The sequence below is a fragment of the Polyangium jinanense genome, assembly GCF_028435265.1.
GTDB classification, from domain to species: Bacteria; Myxococcota_A; Polyangia; order Polyangiales; family Polyangiaceae; genus Polyangium; species Polyangium jinanense.
In genome coordinates this window covers 28,212-47,981 of the sequence record NZ_JAGTJK010000007.1, presented here as the reverse complement: position 1 = coordinate 47,981, position 19,770 = coordinate 28,212, and the positions used below count along the sequence as shown (strand labels likewise).

14 protein-coding genes are annotated in these 19,770 nt (G+C 66.8%); 9 read left to right on the top strand and 5 right to left on the bottom strand.

Going from position 1 to position 19,770, the window contains the following annotated elements; all coding sequences use genetic code 11:
- Positions 1-6: 6 nt before the first annotated feature.
- Positions 7-1,116 (bottom strand): AgmX/PglI C-terminal domain-containing protein, encoded by a 1,110-nt coding sequence (locus KEG38_RS16940; protein ID WP_272420582.1) that lies wholly within the window; start codon positions 1,114-1,116, stop codon positions 7-9.
- A 276-nt stretch (positions 1,117-1,392) separates the two neighbouring features.
- Between KEG38_RS16940 and KEG38_RS16935 the strand changes: the two genes are divergently transcribed.
- From KEG38_RS16935 to KEG38_RS16905, 7 genes are all read left to right on the top strand, one after another.
- Positions 1,393-3,024 carry a DEAD/DEAH box helicase gene (locus KEG38_RS16935; protein ID WP_272420580.1) on the top strand — a complete coding sequence of 544 codons (1,632 nt, stop codon included), beginning with the start codon at positions 1,393-1,395 and terminating at the stop codon, positions 3,022-3,024.
- A 213-nt stretch (positions 3,025-3,237) separates the two neighbouring features.
- A complete protein-coding gene (locus KEG38_RS16930; protein ID WP_272420578.1) occupies positions 3,238-3,582 on the top strand; it encodes a hypothetical protein in 345 nt (114 codons plus the stop codon).
- Positions 3,583-4,236: 654 nt separating this feature from the next.
- A complete protein-coding gene (locus KEG38_RS16925) occupies positions 4,237-4,440 on the top strand; it encodes a hypothetical protein (protein ID WP_272420576.1) in 204 nt (67 codons plus the stop codon).
- Between the two features lie 119 nt (positions 4,441-4,559).
- Positions 4,560-7,661, top strand: coding sequence for a type 2 lanthipeptide synthetase LanM family protein (locus KEG38_RS16920; protein ID WP_272420574.1), 3,102 nt, complete (start codon positions 4,560-4,562; stop codon positions 7,659-7,661).
- 33 nt (positions 7,662-7,694) lie between these two features.
- On the top strand, positions 7,695-8,441 hold the full coding sequence (locus tag KEG38_RS16915; RefSeq protein WP_272420572.1) for an ABC transporter ATP-binding protein: 747 nt from the start codon (positions 7,695-7,697) through the stop codon (positions 8,439-8,441).
- Positions 8,442-8,485: 44 nt separating this feature from the next.
- Positions 8,486-10,897, top strand: a complete 2,412-nt coding sequence (locus KEG38_RS16910; RefSeq protein ID WP_272420571.1) for an ABC transporter permease — start codon at positions 8,486-8,488, stop codon at positions 10,895-10,897.
- 70 nt (positions 10,898-10,967) lie between these two features.
- The gene (locus tag KEG38_RS16905) at positions 10,968-12,131 is read left to right on the top strand and encodes a TIGR02281 family clan AA aspartic protease (RefSeq protein WP_272420569.1); all 1,164 of its coding nucleotides are present in this window, start codon (positions 10,968-10,970) and stop codon (positions 12,129-12,131) included.
- 247 nt (positions 12,132-12,378) lie between these two features.
- Here the strand turns inward: KEG38_RS16905 and KEG38_RS16900 are convergent, their stop codons facing one another.
- The gene (locus tag KEG38_RS16900; RefSeq protein WP_272420568.1) at positions 12,379-13,701 is read right to left on the bottom strand and encodes a PEGA domain-containing protein; all 1,323 of its coding nucleotides are present in this window, start codon (positions 13,699-13,701) and stop codon (positions 12,379-12,381) included.
- Between the two features lie 58 nt (positions 13,702-13,759).
- Complete coding sequence (locus KEG38_RS16895; protein WP_272420566.1) at positions 13,760-15,316, bottom strand: serine/threonine-protein kinase; 1,557 nt, start codon at positions 15,314-15,316, stop codon at positions 13,760-13,762.
- A 357-nt stretch (positions 15,317-15,673) separates the two neighbouring features.
- Here KEG38_RS16895 and htpX point away from each other — a divergent pair, with 357 nt between their 5' ends.
- On the top strand, positions 15,674-16,633 hold the full coding sequence (gene htpX / locus KEG38_RS16890) for a protease HtpX (protein WP_272420564.1): 960 nt from the start codon (positions 15,674-15,676) through the stop codon (positions 16,631-16,633).
- Positions 16,634-16,917: 284 nt separating this feature from the next.
- On the opposite strand, the gene KEG38_RS16885 is transcribed toward htpX, so the two are convergent.
- Together KEG38_RS16885 and KEG38_RS16880 are read right to left on the bottom strand one after the other, a co-directional pair.
- The gene (locus KEG38_RS16885; protein WP_272420562.1) at positions 16,918-17,721 is read right to left on the bottom strand and encodes an isocitrate lyase/PEP mutase family protein; all 804 of its coding nucleotides are present in this window, start codon (positions 17,719-17,721) and stop codon (positions 16,918-16,920) included.
- Entirely contained in the window at positions 17,718-18,176 is a 459-nt protein-coding gene (locus tag KEG38_RS16880; RefSeq protein WP_272420561.1) for a carboxymuconolactone decarboxylase family protein, read from the bottom strand. Before KEG38_RS16880 ends, KEG38_RS16885 begins: the two co-directional genes overlap by 4 nt.
- 148 nt (positions 18,177-18,324) lie before the next feature.
- Here KEG38_RS16880 and pdxR point away from each other — a divergent pair, with 148 nt between their 5' ends.
- Positions 18,325-19,764 carry a MocR-like pyridoxine biosynthesis transcription factor PdxR gene (pdxR, locus tag KEG38_RS16875; protein ID WP_272420559.1) on the top strand — a complete coding sequence of 480 codons (1,440 nt, stop codon included), beginning with the start codon at positions 18,325-18,327 and terminating at the stop codon, positions 19,762-19,764.
- Positions 19,765-19,770 lie beyond the last annotated feature (6 nt).

Below are 19,770 nucleotides of genomic sequence, written 5' to 3'. Positions count from 1 at the left end.
GCGCGCTCAGTTCCCCGCGGCGAAGTTGATGGGATATACCACGGTCACGATCCCCCCTTCCGGCGCAGGAAAAACAAGCTTCTCGAACGCTCCGACGATGCACGCGACGACCTTCTCGTCAGGCATCCGCGAGGGCGGCGCCTGGCCTTCCGGGGTCGCGGGAGACGCTGGGGAGGAAGCCGCTTGCGTGACGCGACCGTCCTTTCCGATCACGAAACGCACGTTCACAAGCCCCTCCAGATTGGGATTGCGCTTCAACCCCTCCTCGTAGCAGGTCCGGAATCCGCCGAAGCTCATGCGAACGACGCGCTGGACCTGTTCCGGCGCGAGACGGCCGGATACCTGGGTGCCTCCAAGCCGGATGGCAGGAGGGCGCTGATCGAGGGGCCCAGCACCATGGGGGCGAAAGCTCACCAAGACCTCCGCGGCCCCGCCATCGCCGGCGGGTGCTCCTTTTTGCGCATTGACGATCGCCCCGAGTGCGCCCGCAGCGTCGCGAAAGAGCACGTCCGCGTCCGCGGTCAACCACAGGCCTGCTGGACATGGACGCGGGCCCTCCTGGCAGGCCCCGACGAGCGCGCTGCCGAGCTCACGGGCTTCCGATGTCCCTCGTGATACCTTCCGGCTCAGCACTTGCTCGAGCTGCTCTCGGCCTGTGCCCGAGGCGGGCGGCACGACAGCGAAGATGGTGAGCTCGAGCTGCGCGGAGCCGAGGTGCAGCGCGATCTGCCGGCGCGAGGGAACCCTGCTCTCGGGGGTCGAGGGCGCACCGGGAGGCTGTGGAATGGGCGTCCGCAGCTTCAGCCACCCCGCGTCGGTCGATACCCAAGCCACGGAACAGCCAGCAAATGCGCTCGTCAAAATGGCACTGGCCACCGCCATGAAAGGGACATCGGGTTCTGCCTCGAAAACGCATTCACCTGGCGTTTGCCGGTCGAGCTCGGTCTTGCGAAGCTCTCGCAGGGTCTCGAAGAGCGGGTCGATCTTGTGCAGCCGGTCGCGGAAGAGCGCGGGGTCCCAAGGAATGGTCGCGTCGTCCAGGCGGATCTCCTTCAGGGCGACGCGGATACGCGGACCATCGACGTGAACCTCGGGAACGGTGGGTGGTGGTGCCACAACGTTCGCGGGTGCGGGTGAAGGAGACACCGCCTCCTGCCGCGTCTGCGGCGGTGCCTGCGTGCAACTGGCGACCGATGCGGCACATGCGAGCGCTGCGAACCACGGTAGGCTCGAGGCCCGCCCCCTCGAGCGGCAAACGATGTTCGTGGACTTCATGATCTCGATCCGCAAGGCTCGCGCAGGGTTCCTTATGTGCGGCTTGCTGGCAAGACGGAAAACGGGCCGATCCCGAGACCTTTCGCGAAAAATTCTTTTACACTCGCCGCCTTGCGCATGACCCCTCCCCCGCCCGCGACATCGCCTGCGCCCTCGCTCCGCCCCTACCAGCGCGAAGCGGTGAGCGCCGTCCTCTCCGCCCGGCGCGCGGGCCTGCGCCGCATGGTCGTCTGCCTCCCGACCGGCGCCGGTAAAACCGTCATCTTCGCCGAACTTTCTCGCCTCGCGCGCCGCGGCGTCCTCGTGCTCGCGCATCGGGAAGAGCTCGTCGAGCAGGCCCGCGACAAGATCCACCGCGCCCTCGCCGGCGAGGCCATCGTCGCCGTGGAGCAAGCCACGCGCCGCGCGCCGCGTGATGCCAAGGTCATCGTCGCCTCGATCCGCTCGCTTCACGACGCGCGCCTTTCCAACCTCCTCGCCGGCCGCGACCTCGGGCTCGTCATCTACGACGAATGCCACCACGCCGCCGCCGACGACAACCTCCGCGTCCTCCGCCGCCTCGGAGCATTCGATTCCGACTGGAATGGCACCTTGCTCGGCTTCACGGCCACCACCACCCGCGGCGACGGCCAGGGCCTCGACACGGTCTTCGAGCGCATCGTTTATGCGAAGACATTGCCGGAGCTCATCGAGCAAGGTTATCTCGTGCGGCTCTCCGGCTATCGCATCGCCACCACCGCCGACCTCTCGCGCCTCTCGGGCGAGGGTCTCGACTTCGCCGAGGACGAGCTCGCGCTCGCCGTGGACATCGAGGAACGCAACGCTCTCGTGGCCCGCGCGATCCAGGAGCTCGCGCGCGACCGGCGCACCATCGCCTTCTGCGTGACCGTGAGCCACGCGCGAAACCTCTGCTACGCGCTCAACGCCCTCGGTGTCCCCGCCGGCATCGTCCACGGCACCATGAAGCCCGAAGACCGCGCGAGAGCGCTCGAGGACTTCCGAAAAGGCCGGACGATCGTGCTCACCAACGTCGGGGTCTTGACCGAGGGCTTCGACGATCCTGGCGTGAGCTGCGTCGCAATGGCCCGCCCCACGCGGAACGAGGGGCTCTACGCGCAATGCGTGGGGCGCGGGACGCGTCTATTTCCTGGAAAAACCGATTGCTTGATCCTCGATTTTGTGGATCTTTCCGCCCTGGATCTCTGCACGCTTCCATCTCTCTTCGGCATGCCGCGGGACCTGGACCTCGAGGGCCGCGACGCCTCCGCGGCGAGGCGCACCTGGGAGCGCATCGCCTTCGATCATCCAGGATTCGACCTGGAGGCGGGCGCGATCACGCTCAGCGAGATCCAGGACCGCGCCGCGCGCTTCGATCCGCTGGGGCTCGGGCTCTCTGACGAGGTCCGCGCGATCTCCGACAACGCATGGGCGTCTCTCGGCAAATACGGGCTCGTTCTGCATTTCGAGCGTCGATCGGGAACACTCGCAGAGGCGCTCGTCGTGTGCCGCGGCGCGCGCGGCAAGCGCTGGGAGGTGCTCGTCGACGGTGAGAGCATGGCCCGCTTCAGCCGTCTCGAGGAGGCGGTGGAGGCGGTCGATTACGAGGTGCAGCGGATGGGTCGCGCGTCGCAGGCCTCGGCGCTCGCGGGCGCGGCCTGGCGGAGCGCGCCGGCACCGGCGGGATCCCGGGCAAGGACGCGGGCGGACGCGCTACGGCTCGAGGTATTTTTACGAGTCGTGCGAAGTTAGCGAGGCTCTTTCGGTGAGGACGCAGCCAACTGGGGGCGAAGATGTGGCCGAGGACGCTGCCGACGTGGTCGATACGATAACGTCCTCGACACATGGAAACCTTAAAATTGTGATATCCAGCTATGTCATCGCCCTCTTGCCCGCTGCGGCACCTTCGCGCCGCGTGCTCGATCCTCTTCAACTTGCCGGGGAGGTCATGCCATCATCGGCGATATGACAGTCTCCTCACCGGCAGTGCGCCAAGAACTCCTCACAACCATTGCCACCCTGAGACTCCGCGTCCTTATGCGCGACTCCTCCGGCACCGTTGAACTCGGCGCGCTGGTGACCAAGGGCCTCCGGCCTCCCGAGCAGAAGTTCATGATCTCGAACGCGGAGTGGACGCTGGGCATCGTCCCGCCGGGCACGACGTCGTACCTCATCGCGCACGAAACCTTCGATGTGCTTCGTCAGGCGACAGCGGCAGACGACGGCTCGTTCACCTCCGGTGGCAAGCGCTACCGGCTCATGCCGAACGATACGTCGACCCCTCCCGTCGCCGAAATCGTCCCGGCCTGATCGGCCTCCGGCACCTCGCCGGGCCTCCGTCGTACGAGAAAGCCCCTCAGAGGGTGTTCCACAGGCGTCGCGAGCGGCTCGAGGTCGACCGACGCATCGAGCCGCGCAGCAGCCTGGGGAACACCCTCTCAGGGGCCTTCCTGAAGCCCCCCACAATACGGGTGGTACTTCACGCGTCATAGGCACGAGCTTGCGCGACGACGCAACTCCTTGCTCGAAGGAGCCCGCACGCCAGAGCGTGCCCGGCGCAGCCCATCCGACTGCCGCGGGCCCCGTTTTCCGCTGGGACGGCGCGCCGGGTTCGACGAAAGCCACGGTGATCCACGGGGCCGCCGTCGGTGGCGCTCGCGGACCTTCGTGAACGTGCGGGCCCAGCGCGCGGTGTCTCCCCCCGCGTGGCACCAGCGTTGCGTGGGCGTGAAGCGCGACGCCGACAGCAAAGCTCGACCTTCGAGGTGCGCCTACGGAGCCGCTGCGAGCGGACGAGAGGCCGCCAGAAGGCGAGCCATGAGCGACGAGCCGCGAGCTCGGTCTGCTCGCCGATGCGCCGCTCCACGTCGCGCCTCATTCCATGCCCCTCACGAAATGTCGCGATTTCGCGAGGAGCACGGAATGCCACACGCACCAACCGAGAAAGGAATGGAGGATAGAATCATGAACGAAACGTTTGGCAAGGTGATCGTTGCGAAGAGCCCCCGCTGGGATGTCGAAGCGCAATGGGACGACAAGGCAGGGCCGTCCCTGCAAGCGCAGATCGACGCGGAGTTCGAGCAATCGGCGAAGCCCTACGCGGGCAGCAGCGGGTGGGTCTGTACGCTCACGATCGAGTGCGGCACCCTTGTTTGCGCCTGCCGCTGACGAAGCAGTGACGTGGGGTGTCCGACGCCGACCCGGGTCGGGCACCCCACCCTTTTAGGGATTCATCGGGACAGAGGAGCAGATACGTGAACCCGGGGGCACATCTAGACCACGTTGCCATGGCACAGGCGCTTACCGTCGTCGAGCGCCGACCGGTCGATGCCGGAGCATCTCGCACCGGACGTCCGGACTTGCTCGAGAAGTGGCGAGGAAATCACCTCTTGGACGATTCCACGTTCCACTCCTACCTGGCCAGGATCGGTATGCACGAGCAGGAACTGGCCTCGATCCTCGACGGGGGGCCATTCAAACCTCATCACGCATCCCTGGCATGGCTCCCCGATGCCATGGCCCTGCTCTTTGATACCCCCTCGACCCACGAATCGCCGCCACCCCTCGACGAGCTCGTCATTGAGAACACGCAGCTTGGCGAGCTGCCATTTGCCGGCCTGCTGGCCGACGTCGTGGCCCATCACTCCGCGCACCTGCGGGACCTGGCGGGAGCCGAGCTGTTCACCGACGCGGCGCGCGCGCAGATGTTGAGCGCGCTGGCCCAAAGGCTCGGGTCTGTGGCCATTCGATGCCTGCTCGCCGAGCTCTCCAGATGGGAAGGGTACGAGCGCTTCGACTCCGCCCTGAGATCCCGCACGATCCGAAAAGAAATCCTGGAGCGTTACCCTTTGCTGGCTCGCGATTTCGTCCGGATCGGACGCATGTGGTCGAATTCGATCACTCTGCTCACCAAGAGACTTCGAGACGATCTCCCGCAGCTCACCAGGGTCGGCCTGCTGGATCCCGCCCCAGGCCGCATCACGCGGGTCACGCTGGGCGCCGGCGACCACCACGACGGCGGGAAGACGGTGGTCCTGCTCGAGTTCGAGAACACGCAGCGTGTGGTCTACAAGCCCCGAGACACCCGGATCTACCGGTTCTACCAGCAATTCGTCGAGTGCCTCGCGCCAGCCGTCGCCGACACCATCACCCTGCGAGCCCCGAATGTCCTCGCCAGGGATTCCTACGGATGGGTGGAATTCATTCCGCATGCCGAGGCCGGCGAAACAGACCTCGAAACCTATCTTCGGAACCTCGGTGCGAGCGCCGGCGTCGCTTACCTCCTCGGCAGCTCCGACCTCCATCTCGAGAACGTCATTGCCACCTCGACATGCCCGGTCCCGGTGGACCTCGAAACCGCCATTCAGAATCATGCTCGAACATCTTCGAGCACAGCAAACGATCATGCCATCGCCAGGCTGAACGGCAGCGTCCTCGGGTCGGGGTATCTTCCCGTGCGCATTTGCATCGAGAATCAGGGGCCGATCGACGTCAGTGTCCTGACCGGCGGCCTCGCTCCGGCGGTGTACCGGGACGTCCTGCGGATCGTCGGCGCCTTCACGGCCCACATGCGCATCGAATACCAGCGGCAACAGGTGGGAAAGTCCCGGAACCAGCCTCCTGGCATGACGCTGGAGTTTGCCCGCAAGAATGCCAAGATCGTGTCCGAGGGCTTTCGCACGGTTTATGCGGCCGCCCTCGAGCGCCGCGACGACCTCCTCCGCGTCATCGCCCGAGCGGAGAACTTCTCCTTCCGCCATCTCCTGCGACCGACACGCAGCTATTCCCTCCTGCTCCAGGAGATGACCCAGCCCGCGTACGCGCGATCTGGTGTTTCCCGGGACAACCTCCTCAATCGCCTGTGGCGCCTGGCCAGAGAACGTCCCGAGGACGCAGACGCCATTGCCGTCGAGCTGTCTGCACTGCACGACCACGACATCCCACTGTTCTACGCAGAGCTGGACGGCACATCGCTGCTTTCCGCCGGCCGTGAGGTCCGGAGGGGCTACTTTGCGACCAGCGGCCGCGACGCCCTGTCGAGCCGGATCACAAACCTGTCTCGGCAAGACCTCGAATTCCAGGAGCGAATGGTCCTCGAATCGATAGCCGCTGCGACAGCCGGGCCCACCTCCGCCGAGGAGCGGCCGACGACACGGACGAGCGTCCCTGCTCCGCTCGGCCCGATGAATCCCCGAAGGATGCTCGAGCGCCTGCTTCAGCGGGCACGCCGAGACGCGATCGTCGGTGAAAAAGACGTCACCTGGATCGGCGTGACGACCGACGTGACGAATGAGGGCCTCGAATACCGCCCCCTGGGCACCACACTCTACGACGGCCTTGCGGGCGTTGGACTCGCACTCACCTACGCCAGCACCCTGGTCCCCGACGCCTGGGTGGCGGAGTACGCACGGAGGGCCCTCACCCCCGTGCACCATCACCTCAATGACTGGCTGGTCGGGACCGCGCCCCTGCCCGTGGGCGGGTTCAGCGGGGTGGCCGGCTTCCTTTATGCGCTGACCCATTATGCGGCCGTCACCGGTGACCGTGCGTGGGAAGCCACGTGCAGAGCGGCCATACGCAAGCTCAAAAGGAGCATCTGCGACGACCGGTACCTGGATGTCACCACCGGTTCCGCTGGCGTCTGCGCCGTCCTGGCCAGTCATCCCGCGCTCGAGAACGATGCGGACATCTCCGCGTGCGTACGCGCGGCGGCGGAGCACCTGCTCGCGAACAGCCTGCATCTCTCGGACGGCTCCCGGGCCTGGGCCTTCGGCGACGAACGAGTCCTCCTCGGCGGGTTCTCCCACGGAGCGACCGGAATCGGGTGGGCCCTTGCCAGGGCGGGCGCCTTCCTCGACGACGTGGAGGTCCTTCAGGCGGCACGGGAGGCCCTCGCGTTCGACGACCGGCTCTTCGACCCACGGCTCGACCGGTGGGCTGACGCCCGGCCGGAGATGCGTGGACGAGACGGGTACCAGTATCCCATTCACTGGTGCCATGGCGTGAGCGGGATCGGGCTCGCCCGCCTGGCCGCCTCGAAACTCCTGAAGGATGACGAGCTGCGCAGATCTGGCTTGAGGGCCGCTCGGACCGTTCACGACGCCGGTTTGCCCCCGAATGATTCCCTCTGTCACGGCTCCCTGGGCAACTGGGTGACGCTGCACCAGGCCTCCCTCATCGAAGACGACCTGCGACCATTGGCTCACAGCTTCCGGGAATCCGCGCTGCAGCGCATCCACACGGTCGGCGACGCTCCGGGTTTGCCGGAGGGAATTCAAACGGTGCCCGGCCTCATGCTCGGATGGTCCGGAACGCTTCTCACGCTGTGTCAGATGATTGCGCCGGAGGAAATTCCTCACGTGCTCCTCCTGGAACCTCCCCGTCGCTAATCCTTCAAAAGGACCTGTCCCATGAGGCATGTCATGCGCGTCGAACGAGCCGCAATGGAGTGTTTCAACCTGTCGAAGGTCTATGGCAACGGCGAGACGGCGGTTCACGCCGTGAACGCCGTGTCTGCCCGGTTCGAGCGGGCGCAGTTCACCGCCATCATGGGCCCCTCGGGATCGGGAAAAACCACCCTCCTGCATCTGCTCGCCGGCCTGGACACCCCGACCCGCGGCAAGGTGGAAATCGATGGCCGGGACATCACAGCCCTCGGCGACCGAGAGCTCACGGATCTTCGGCGAGATCGGATAGGTTTCATCTTCCAGGCATTCAACCTGCTGCCGACCCTGACCGCCGAGCAGAACATCCTGCTCCCGCTCAAGCTCTCCGGGCGCAGACCAGACCGACCGTTCCTGGATCAGATCGTGAGCTCCCTGGGGCTGTCGGACAGACTGTCCCACCGTCCAGGTGAGCTCTCCGGCGGACAGCAACAGCGGGTCGCCGTGGCCAGGGCGCTGCTCACGCGACCCGCCGTCATCTTCGCGGACGAACCCACAGGCGCGCTCGATCTGGCCACCGGCCGAGCCCTGCTAACAGGGTTGCGAGACGCCTGTCGCACCCTTGGACAAACCATTGTCATGGTGACCCACGACCCGGTGGCCGCAACCTACGCGGACCGTGTCCTGTTCATGGCGGACGGTCACTTACGCTACGAGATCATAAAACCCGCGCAGGACAGCGTGCTGACCGCCATGAAGAGCTTGAGCGAGGAGGTCACGCCTTGATCGCTGACGCATGGGCCCAGCTCCGATCGTATCCGTCCCGCGTCATGGCGGTGGTCGTCGCCATTGCGCTCGGGGTCGGGTTTCTCGTCGCGACCTCGGTCTTTGCCTCGACAACGACCATCGGGCTCCAGTTGACCGCGGCTGCACCGCTGACCAAGGCGGACATTTACCTCGAAAACAAGGCCCCAACCAAGGACCCGTCCTGGTTTCGGGAGGTCAGCCGCGAGCCCAACATTGCGACCGTCGATCCGGTTTATGCGCGAACGGTGGAAGCGTTTGGCCAAAGGCAACGTGGAACAGCCAACGTGCTGAGCTTGCCGGAGAACCCACAGGCTCGCTGGTTCCGCCTCCGAGAAGGAGGTCGATGGCCCTCCGGGCCCGCTGAGGTCGTCGCGGACGACAAAACCCTGGCAGAGCTCGGGGTCCACGTGGGTGACACCGTCCGGCTGCGTTCGAAGGCATCCCCCATGCAGAACGTGAAGATCACCGGGGTTGCGGAGCTCGGATTCCAGCCACTCGTCGGCGTCTCCTATCGCTTCTACGCGGCCGAAGCCTTTTTTGCCGGCGATACACCCACGGTTGCCCTGGCCCTCGTGCGAGACCCATCAAAGCTCCAGGCCACGATCCAACGTCTCGAGAACGCCTTGCCCGGACCGGTTGAGGTGTCGAGCGCCCGGGAGCAATCAGCGGCCGCAGCGGGACGGTTCGTGGGAGGGTCCAACGCCCTGACGTTCATCATGCTGGCTTTCGCTCTGCTCTCTCTGCTGGCCGCCGTCCTGGTCATTGCCAACACGTTCTCCATCCTTCTGACCCAACGCAGGAGGCAAACCGCTCTGCTGCGTCTTTTGGGTGCGCATCGCAATCAGGTCCGAAACCTGATCCTCGCCGAGGCCACCATCGTCGGCACGATTGGCTCCGTGGTCGGCACGGCATTGGGGGTCCTGCTCGGATTCGCCGGAGCCTCGTACCAAAAACTCGCCGCCGGCGGGCTGCAGATCAACACGCTCGCCCTCCTCGCGTGCAATGCGATCGGGGTGGCCTCCACGGTCATCGCCGCGTGGTTCCCGGCCCGGCATGCCATCCGCGTCCCCCCTGCGCAGGCATTACGCACCGCGCCCGATGCCATGCCGTCCCGGCAGTCCCGTCGGGTCGTGTTCGTGCTCGCGTCGACCCTGGTCATCATCGGAGCGGCGGTCGCAGCAGCGGGAATCCGCACCGTCGCCGTCGCGCCTGTGGTGGTCGGCGGGTTTGTCTCGGCGGTAGGGATCCTGACGGCTCTTCGACGGGTGGTGATGCTGCTCCTGCCCGTGGTGGAACGCGGATTCGACCGACTGGGTGTCGCCGCCGAGATCGCCGGCTCGAATCTTCGTTGCAATCCCGAACGCACCGGGTCCGCCGTCACGGCCCTGGTTCTCGGCACGGCGCTCATCGTCGCCTTGGGGGTGGCTGCCAAGAGCGGCCAGGCCACCGTCGATGCGGACCTGCAAACCCGCTATCCCGTGGACCTCAGCGTACGTACCGACGCCCCGGTCATCTCTGCCGAGACCGTGCGAGCGATCGCGTCGCTTCCTGGCCTTTCGATCACCGCAGCCCTGCCGGAGACAGCCGTCGAGCTACCTCCCGCCGCCGGACAGGAGATCACCACATTGCTCGGGGCGCCGAGCGAGGTAATCCGCGAGGCAGGCATGACGCAACTCTCGACCGTCACGCCCGACCGTCCACCTGCCATGCTCCTCCCCGGACGATACCTCGCGGCAGCCGGCCTCTCCGAGGGAGCCACCGTAACGGCTGTGGTGGACGGGGCGCGCCATGAGTTCGTCGCATACGCCTCGAAATGGGCCGATACCACCGGCCCGACCATCGGGATTGTGCGAGCGGACATCCTGTCCTCGATTTCGAGCACATCCACGCAGCGGACCGTCTGGGCCATCGCGGCTCCGTCGGCCGATCGTGATGCCCTGCAGTCCGGCGCCAACACGATCGCAGCCATGGACCCGTCGATCACGGTCTCGGGCGCACTCAGCGAGCGAGGCGACATCGCGAATATCCTCTCCATCCTGGTCAACATGTCGGTCGCAATGCTGCTGGTCACGGTCCTGATCGCGGTCATCGGCCTGGCCAACATGCTCCGGCTCTCGGTCCTGGAGCGAACCAGGGAGATCTCTCTGCTCAGAGCGCTCGGCATGCGACGCGCCGGTGTACGCACGATGCTCCTTCTGGAAGCCGCAGGGATCTCCCTCCTTGGTGCCGCGCTGGGCGCCGTGATCGGCCTGCCCTACGGACTGCTCGGAATCGCCGCCGTGGTGGGTCGACGAGCTGCCCTCGTCACCGACATCCCATGGTGGAACCTGCTCGCCGTCACCGCGCTCGTGGTACTGGCCGGAATGCTGGCGAGCGTGTTCCCCTCCCGCCGTGCCGCACGCATTGCCCCGGCCGAGGGTCTGGTCGACGAATAGCGGGGCTTCGAGACGAAATAGGCTCGACGAACGCTTGCTCGGCGGAAGGTCTTCGCGGTAAAACGGCATCATGCAGCGCCCCGTTTGCCAAGCCCACCCCGGGAGCTCCGCGGTGGCCTCGTGCAGCCAGTGCTTCGTGGCCCTCTGCGCGGTCTGCCGGCAGTTCGACGGCATGCAGGCCCTTTGCCCCAATTGCAAGCGCAAGCAGCGCCGTGCGCCGCTCGTACGCGCCCTCGTGGCCCTCGTCGTGCTGGGCGGGCTCGGGGGCGGTGGCTACTGGGCCTACCGCACCTACCAGCCGCGCTACGACTACGGGGCCGCCTCGAACACGGTACACAAGCTCGAAAGCGAGCTTCAGAAGGAGCCTTGCGACCGCCCGAAGACGCTCGAGCTCCTCGAGACGATGCTCGCGGCCGGCGACAGCCGCGGGGTGGTGGCGCGGGCCGCCACGTTTACCGCCGCCTGCGGCGAATACGTCCAGACGAGGCGCATCACCTACCGGGCGCACCAGCGCCTGGGCGAGGCGGATGCGGCGGCGGCCGATCTGACGGAGCTCGTGAATTCCGACCCTTATCAAGTCCATTATCGTGCGTGGCGGGGCGTGGTGTACCAGGAGAAGGGCGACCTCGACCGCGCGGCGGAGGATTTCCGCCAGGCGCTCCTGCTCCACCCGAAGCTTTCCGACATCCCGCTCAACCTGGCGACGGTCTACGAGAAACAAGGCAAGCCCTGCGAGGCGGCCTTTCCGTTGCAGCAACTCGTCTTTCACCACTCGCGTGCGCCCTGGACGCCGGGCATCCGGACGCGCATCGCCGATCTCCTGCAAAAAGGGGGCTGCTCGGTCGTGGGCGAGGGCCGCGCGGCGCTGCGTATGGAGCCGGGCCAGCTCCAGATTCGCGCCAAGGTTCGCCTCGACGACAAGGAGACCGCGTCCTTCGTGGTGGATACCGGGGCGAGCTACGTGACGCTGCCGCGAGCGCTCGCGGAAAAGCTGGGCCTCGACCTCGCCGGGGCACCGAAGGTCGTGCTGCAGACGGCGAACGGGCAAAAGGATGGGCTCTTCATCCTGGTTGGCTCCATCGCGGTGGACAAACTCGCGGCGAAGCGCGTGCCGGCGGTGGTGGTCGACGATCTCGGCGCGGGCGTCGAGGGGCTTCTGGGGTTGAGCTTCCTGTCGCGTTTCGAGCTCAAGCAGGCGGATGGGGTGATCGAAATCGCGGTGCCGACGCCCTGAGGCGCCCGCAGGGTCCGCGTGTTTTCGCTTGAGGCATGAGCCCTGAGCCCTGCTAGAGCGCCGAACTGTTCGGCGCTCTGCGAGATCGCGAAGCGGTTTTCGCCTCGGGGGGTGAATCGGCCGGGCTTTGCCCGGACGAGAGGGGGACGCGAGGCGTCCCCCTCGGGACGAAAAGGCTAGAACATCGAGCGGTTGTCAAACCGATCGATGTTCTAGCAGGGCGACCTGCTTGGGATCGAGTCGTCGTTCACAACGAGAGATACGTGAACGTGACCAGCTGATGAAAATCTCTTCGGGCCTGGCCGAACCGTAGCCCCTGGCTGAAGGAAATCTCGTATTGACGCCGGTCGCCGGCGCACATGGACAGGAGCGACCATTCCGGGCCCACGGAGGCGCCGTAAAGCACCGGGTCCGTCTGCAGATCCGCCACGAATCCAGCCGAGAGCCCCGCAGCCGACGAGAACCACGGGCTCCAGTTGACACGGAGCATGGCCGGTACGACCACGGAGACCTGGGTCGCCTGATACTCCGGATTCTCGTTGAATCGGTGCACGACCGTCAGCGTCCCGCCCGTCCGGAAATCGAACATCGGGGTGATGCCGATGTTCATCACGAAACCCGCAGCCGCGCCGAACATGATCGCGCCGCCTTCGGTATACACCGCCATCGCGGGGCTGAACGACCCACCGAAATGGAGGCCCTTCCGGTACCGCGCCACTTCATCCATCGGGGAAGGTCGAAACTCCACGCGCTCGGTCTTGCCGGCGTCGACGGTCGCCTGCTTTTTTTCGTTCGTGCCGCCCGGGTATTGGATCTCGACCTCGTGCACGCCCGCCGTGACCGGCACCTCCAGCGGCGTCGCGCCCACGGCTTTCCCGTCGATGAAGACGTTCCCCTCGTGTGCGGAGCTCTCGATCCGGAGCTTCCCTCCGCCCTGGATCGCCTGCGCAGGCGAGCTCGGCGCCGGCGGCGGCTTGCTGCCATCGGCCGGGACGAGCTTGAGCGTGACCTTCTCGTTTGCCCCTTCCTTCACGTTGACGGTCGCGCTCGCCGCGTGAAATCCGCTCGCGGAGGCGGTGACCGTATGCGAGCCCGGATTGACCTTGCGTGGCGCGGAGAGCGCCGCGGAGGGAATCGACGCCCCGTCCACGGCCACGGCGGCAACGTCGCTCGAAACGCCCTCCACGACGATCACCAGCGACGGGATACGGGTCGCGAGCTTTTGCGCGAGATCCGCGGCCTCTTCACGAGCCTTCACGAATGCCGCCGGCTCGTTCGCGTCCTTCGGGTGACGCGAAACTTGCAACAAGGTATCGCGCGCTTCGACGAGCAGCCCGCGCTCGATCTGGGCTCTGGCGAGCGGCAGGCCCGTGCTCGGAACCTGCATGATCGCATGCGCCGCCTGATAGGCCTTGAGGGCGCCTGCGTAGTCCTTCGAGGCAAACTTCGCGTCACCCTCTTTCATGAGGTTGCGCGCCGTCTCCTTGTCCGCCGAGGAAGGCTCAGCCGCGAGCGCGAGGGAAGGCGCGAGGAGCGTCGCGGTGACCAGCAATGCCGCGACACGAGACAACCACGCGACCCCCCTCGAAACACGAACCTTTGTGATACGTCGCGAAATCACCGACCGTTCAGAAACCATAATCCTTCTCGGGTAGCGGATTGCTTCGCTCAGGGCCGCCTGGCCTCGCCGACGGCTTCGGACGTGCCGCCGGCGCGGACGCACTCGGAGCGGAGGCACTGGACACGGACTCGCTTGGCGCAGGCGGATTCGGGGCGATGTCCATGCGGCTCGAGGCCGGCTCGACGACAGGCGGCGCCTTGTTGTCCTCTGGGGTCGGGCTCGCGGACGGGGCCGCGGTCACGGAAGGTTCATTCTCGATGACCGGCGTCGACGGCCCGCCGAGCGGCTTCGTGGGGGGCTTCAGATAGGCAAACCCGAGCGCGCCTGCCCCGAGGAGGCTCACCACCGCCGCGGCGATCATGGGCCAACGTCGACCCGGTCCGGGCGCCCCCGATCCGCGGGTCCCCGCCTCACCGACGTACGTCATCGCGGACGCGGGCCCACCGAGGGAGCTCGGCTCCTTTGCCGCGTCACGGGCGTTCGCCTCCTTGTCCATATGCGCGGAGGAAGCCACGGAGTGGACGGAGGAATCTTGTGACGCTTCGCCGTCCGACGAAAACGGCCTGTAGCTGTGTTCGACGACCGTTACCTTCTCGTCCCGCCGTCCGATGCCTCCGACGACGGATGGAGCCCCGGTCGATTCTCCACGGGAGACGTGGCGCGAAGACGAGCTGGCCCCGTTGTGGGGAGCACGCGTGAGGGACGGAGACGATATCCTGCCGAGGGCGGTGTAGAGCGCGTCCGCCATCTCCCTGGCCGAGGCGAACCGCGCCGCGGGGTCATGTGCGAGGGCGCGCTTGCACCATTCGTCGACCTCGGGCGGGATGGTGCTCACGATCTGGCTCGGCGGAACGAACTTCCCCGCTTGCATGGCCAGGAACAGCGCGCCGATCCCATTCTCGTCGGAAAATGGCAGCTTGCCTGTCATCGCGCGGTAGGCGACGACCCCCAGGGACCAGAGATCCGCGCGGAAATCAACGCTCTTGGCGTTGAGAAGCTGCTCGGGGCTCGCGTAGAGGATGGTCCCGACGATCATCCCGGTGCTCGTCACGTCGCTCGATTCGCCGCCGCCCGGCTTTGCAATGCCGAAGTCGAGCACTTTGACGAAGATGTCGCCCTCCGTGTCGAGGAGGAAGATGTTGCTCGGCTTGATGTCGCGATGCACGATCCCGAGCCGGTGGGCCTTGCCGAGCGCCTTGCTGGTCTGCGAGACGATCCTGGCGACGTCTTCGAGAGGCAGCGGGCCTGTTCGTTTGATGCACGACGACAGGTCCTCCCCATCGAGCAGCTCCATGACCATGTACGGGATCCCGTCGCCGGTGACACCGTGATCATGGATATTTACAATGTGCGGGCTCCCGATCTGGGCCGCGCTCGTGGCCTCGCGCTGGAAGCGCATTCGGGTCGCCGGGTCGCTGGCGTGCACGTCCGCCACGAACTTGACCGCGACCTGCGTCTTCAACCCGAGGTGGTCCGCGATCCACACGCTTCCCATGCCGCCCCGTCCGAGCAGGCGCACGAGTCTCACGTGCTTCGAAACCGCGTATCCGGGACCAAGCCCCATGTACCAACGAGTACCACATGTCCAGGTCGTCCGGCTATTTTCGTTGCGCAGGGAGCGCCCGATGCCACGGCCACGACTGAACGCATGGTTGTTTGCCAAACAACCAAATCCTGAACGTGGTTGATACCGCGGCCATGGCGGCCGCGCGCTGACTTTGGTGGGACGCAAGCGTCCGGCCATTGCCGTCGATACTCCGGATTCGAATGGCCGGAGGGAGGTCGTGAAAGGCCCCCACCACGGTTTTTCCGATGTCTCATTCACGGAAGCTTCGGCGCGCTTCGCCGGTTTGCCTCTTGCACCGGGACGGACGCGTCACAGGTTTACCGTGCCCGTCCTTTCGGATTGTGGAGATCACGAATGAAAGGTAAATTCATCAGCCGGATCGCCCTGTTCGTATTGACCAACCTGGCGGTCGTGGCCATGCTCGCCATCCTCGCCCAGGTTTTCGGCCTCGAGCGCTTCCTCGTGCAGCAAGGGGTGCGGATCAACCTGCCAGGGCTGCTCGTCACGGCCGCGCTGATCGGCTTCGGCGGCTCGCTGATCTCGCTCCTCCTGTCGAAGACCATGGCCAAATGGAGCACCGGCGCGCAGGTCCTCGGCGTCCCCCGTAACGCCGAGGAAACCTGGCTTTTGCAGACCGTCGCGAGGCTCGCGCGCGAGGCAGGCATCGGGATGCCCGAGGTCGCCGTCTACGACAGCCCGGAGATGAATGCTTTCGCCACGGGCGCGCGGCGCGACAAAGCCCTCGTCGCCGTCTCCACGGGCCTCTTGCGGAACATGCCGCAAAAGGAAGTCGAGGCCGTGCTCGGTCACGAGATCGCGCACGTCGCCAACGGAGACATGGTGACGCTCACGCTCTTGCAGGGCGTGCTGAACACGTTCGTCATCTTCCTGAGTCGCGTCGTGGGCTTCCTCATCGACCGATTCTTGAGCCGCTCCGAGGACGGCGAGGAGCGAGGTCCAGGCATCGCCTACTTCGTGAGCAGCATCATCTTGCAGATCGTGTTCGGCATCCTCGCGAGCTTGATCGTCGCCTGGTTCAGCCGGCGTCGCGAGTTCCGCGCGGATGATGGCGGCGCCGAGCTCGTCGGCAAGCAGCCCATGGCCGGCGCCTTGAACACGCTCCGCATGCAACAAGGCGAGCCAAGCCTCTTGCCCACCAGCATGCAGGCGTTCGGTATCCGCGGCGGCCGCATGGTTGCCCTCTTCTCGAGCCACCCGCCCCTCGAGGACCGCATCGAGAGGCTCCTCTCCGCGGAAGGAAGCGCCCGCGGCGAGCACCAGAAGCCCTACGCCCGGCGATCCCGCGTCGTGTGAACGGGCAAAGCAGTTCCGCGCGGGCCGCGCCGACCTGAGAGGGGGGAGTTTCCGGCTCGATCCAGCGCCTTTCCCCCTCTCCGCCGCGCGGACAGATCCCTCGACCTCCGTCATCGGTCTTCGACCCCGAAGAAGCAGGCCCCGGGACCTCCGGCTCGATGTTGCGCTCCGTTCAAGCAGGTCCCGGGACCTCCCGGCTCGATGTTGCGCTCCGTTCAAGCAGGTCCCGGGACCTCCCGGGTCGAGCTTGAAACCGTTCGCGCAGGTCCCTCGACCTCCCAAGGTCACCTCGCGAGCAGATCGTTCAGCGCCGGGAAGGAGAGGTCGGCGTCGAAGAGCTTCTCGTAGGAGCCGTGCTCGAAGAGATCGACACAGGCCCGGCGTGCCGCGCTGAGCGCCGCGAGGCCCAGCCAGGGTCCGGCGCTGAGACGCCGGACCCCGTACGCCTTGAGCTCGCGCACGCTCGGCAGTCCCGGCAAGGCCATGACGTTGAGGGGCAGCGGCGTGCTGCGCGCCAGGGCTTCGATCGCCGAAGGCGCCGTGACCTTCGGAACGAACAGGCCGTCCGCTCCCGCGTCCGCGTAGGTACGCCCGCGCGCAAGCGCCTCGCCCTGCGCGTTCTCGGGCGGCGCCCCGCGGCCCATGAACACGTCGATGCGCGCGTTGATGAACACGTCCGCGATCCTTGCCTCGCGCTTGCACGCTCGGATCTTGTTCGCGAGGACGTCGGGCGGCCCAAACCGATCTTCGAGGTTCACGCCGACGGCACCCGCATCCGCGATCCGCGCCACCGCCTCGACGACAGCGGCGGGATCGTCGGAGTAGCCACGCTCGAGATCGACCGTCATCGGCACCGACACGACCGCGGCAATCTCGCGCACGGCCGCGACGAGCGCGTCGAGCGGCAGGCGTTCGCCGTCCGGGTAGCCATGCGCCCAGGCAAGCGAGGCGCTGCTCGTCGCGATCGCCTCGGCGCCCGCGGCCTCCACGACGCGCGCCGAGGCCGCGTCCCAGACGTTCGCCAGAACGAGGAGATGGCCTTCCGCATGCAGGGCGCGGAATCGTTCGGCACTCTCGCGGGGCCTCATCGGGCACTCGGCGTGTAGGTGCCCGCGGGCATCCGGAAGGGAACGTTCATGCGATTCCACGCATTGATGTGGATCACGGCCACCGTCAGCTCGACGAGCTCCGCCTCCCCGAAATGTCGTCGCGCCTCCTCGTAGACCGCATCCGACACGCCGTCTTTGCCGAGCTCGGTCACGGCCTCGGCCCACGCGAGCGCGGCGCGCTCTCGGTCGGAATAGAAGGGTGCTTCCCGGTATGCCGAGAGGAGATAAAGCCGCTGCTCCGTCTCCCCGGCAGCGCGAAGCTCCTTCGTATGCATGTCGATGCAGAACGCGCATCCGTTCATCTGGGAGACCCGCAGATTGACGAGCTCGACGAGCTTGTGGTCGAGGCCGGAAGTACGCACGTGCTGCGCGAGGGCGAGGAGCGCACGAAAGGCTTTCGGGGCGACGTCTTGGTAGGCGATGCGTTGCTTCATGATTTCTCCTTGGCGAGGGTGTAGCGTTGGAGTGGTCCACGTGGAAGCTCCACTTTGCCCACCACGGGCTGGACCACTTCGCCCCCCCATGAGCCGCCGCACGCGTGTCCCCGAACTGCCGATCCCCCTTCGCGAGCACGGTGTCCCCATGCACCGTGCAGCCTACGACGCGCTTCGTGGTGCGATCCTCGAAGGACGCCTCCGGCCCGGCGCCCGCTTGCCCTCGACGCGTGATCTCGCAGAGCAGCTCGGGGTCGCGCGCGGCACGGTCGTCGCGGCGTTCGGGCAGCTCGCGGCGGAGGGCTACATCGTGGGCCGGCATGGCTCCGGCACCTTCGTCAGCAGCGATCTACCGGACGCATGGCTCCAGGTAAAACCCCCGGGCGCGAAGCGACGCGCTCGGCCGCGCGCGCCGCACCTGTCGCGCTGGGGTGCAGGGCTCGACGCATCGAAAAACCCGTTCGGCCGTTCCGGCACGCTCCGTCCCTTCCGCGCGCACCTCCCGGCCCTCGACGTCTTCCCCCACGAGGCTTGGAGCCGGATGGTGACCCGCGCCGCGCGGCGCGCGGTGGGCACACGCCTCGCCGACATCGACATCCGTGGCGTGCGCGTGCTGCGCGAGGCCATCGCAGAGCACCTGCGCGTCGCGCGGGGCGTCTCGTGCTCGGCCGAGCAGGTGATCGTCATGCCCAGCGTGCAGCAGGCGCTCGACATCACCGCGCGGCTCGTCCTCGATCCAGGCGATCGCGTCTGGATGGAAGATCCCGGCTACGTGGGCGTGCGCCCCCTGCTCGAATGCCTGGGTGCGGAGATCGTCCCGCTGCCCATCGACGAAGACGGGCTCGACGTCGCCGCCGGCATCGAGCGTGCGCCGGACGCGCGCCTCGCGTACGTCACGCCGGCGCACCAGGCGCCGCTCGGCGTCACGCTTTCCATCGAGCGCCGCCTCGCGCTGCTCGATTGGGCTGCGGCGCACGGCGCGTGGATCTTCGAGGACGATTACGACAGCGAGTACCGTTACGAGGGCCGTCCGCTCGCGGCGCTCCAGGGGCTCGATGACGCGGGGGTCGTCATTCACGCGGGGAGCTTCAGCAAAACGATGTCCCCCGCGCTGCGGCTCGCTTATGTCATCGTGCCGGACGCGCTGCTCGACCGCTTCGTCACGGCGAAGAGCGTACTCGATCGCTTCACGCCGCCGCTCGCGCAAACGGCGCTCGCCGAGTTCATCAGCGAGGGACACTTCGTATCGCACCTCCGACGAATGCGCGAGCTTTATGCCGAACGACGCGCCGCGCTGCTCGAGGCGATCACGTCCGAGCTCGGGGGCGCCATCGAGGTGATTGGCTCGAATGCCGGCCTCGCTCTCTGCGTGTGGCTACCTCCCGGCGTGGACGACCGCGCCGCTGCCTCTGCGATCGCTGCCCATTCGGTGGTCGCCACGCCGCTCTCGGCGCTCGCGATACGCCCGCTCCAGCGCGGCGGGCTCCTGCTCGGTTTCGCCGCGTTCAAGCCTGCGAGACTTCGCGCGGCTGTCGTGGCCATGAGCGCGGCTCTCGCGCCGCTCTTGCGCGATCGAGAGCGCGCCTGACGCTGC

What these genes read in the sequence shown, in the direction of transcription:
- KEG38_RS16935 (WP_272420580.1), top strand. Translation starts at nt 1,393, where the DNA reads ATGACCCCTCCCCCGCCCGCGACATCGCCTGCGCCCTCGCTCCGCCCC.
- KEG38_RS16930 (WP_272420578.1), top strand. Translation starts at nt 3,238, where the DNA reads ATGACAGTCTCCTCACCGGCAGTGCGCCAAGAACTCCTCACAACCATT.
- KEG38_RS16880 (WP_272420561.1), bottom strand. Translation starts at nt 18,176, where the DNA reads ATGAAGCAACGCATCGCCTACCAAGACGTCGCCCCGAAAGCCTTTCGT.
- KEG38_RS16910 (WP_272420571.1), top strand. Translation starts at nt 8,486, where the DNA reads ATGGCGGTGGTCGTCGCCATTGCGCTCGGGGTCGGGTTTCTCGTCGCG.
- KEG38_RS16905 (WP_272420569.1), top strand. Translation starts at nt 10,968, where the DNA reads ATGCAGCGCCCCGTTTGCCAAGCCCACCCCGGGAGCTCCGCGGTGGCC.
- KEG38_RS16920 (WP_272420574.1), top strand. Translation starts at nt 4,560, where the DNA reads ATGGCACAGGCGCTTACCGTCGTCGAGCGCCGACCGGTCGATGCCGGA.
- KEG38_RS16915 (WP_272420572.1), top strand. Translation starts at nt 7,695, where the DNA reads ATGCGCGTCGAACGAGCCGCAATGGAGTGTTTCAACCTGTCGAAGGTC.
- pdxR (WP_272420559.1), top strand. Translation starts at nt 18,325, where the DNA reads ATGCACCGTGCAGCCTACGACGCGCTTCGTGGTGCGATCCTCGAAGGA.
- htpX (WP_272420564.1), top strand. Translation starts at nt 15,674, where the DNA reads ATGAAAGGTAAATTCATCAGCCGGATCGCCCTGTTCGTATTGACCAAC.
- KEG38_RS16885 (WP_272420562.1), bottom strand. Translation starts at nt 17,721, where the DNA reads ATGAGGCCCCGCGAGAGTGCCGAACGATTCCGCGCCCTGCATGCGGAA.
- KEG38_RS16895 (WP_272420566.1), bottom strand. Translation starts at nt 15,316, where the DNA reads ATGGGGCTTGGTCCCGGATACGCGGTTTCGAAGCACGTGAGACTCGTG.
- KEG38_RS16925 (WP_272420576.1), top strand. Translation starts at nt 4,237, where the DNA reads ATGAACGAAACGTTTGGCAAGGTGATCGTTGCGAAGAGCCCCCGCTGG.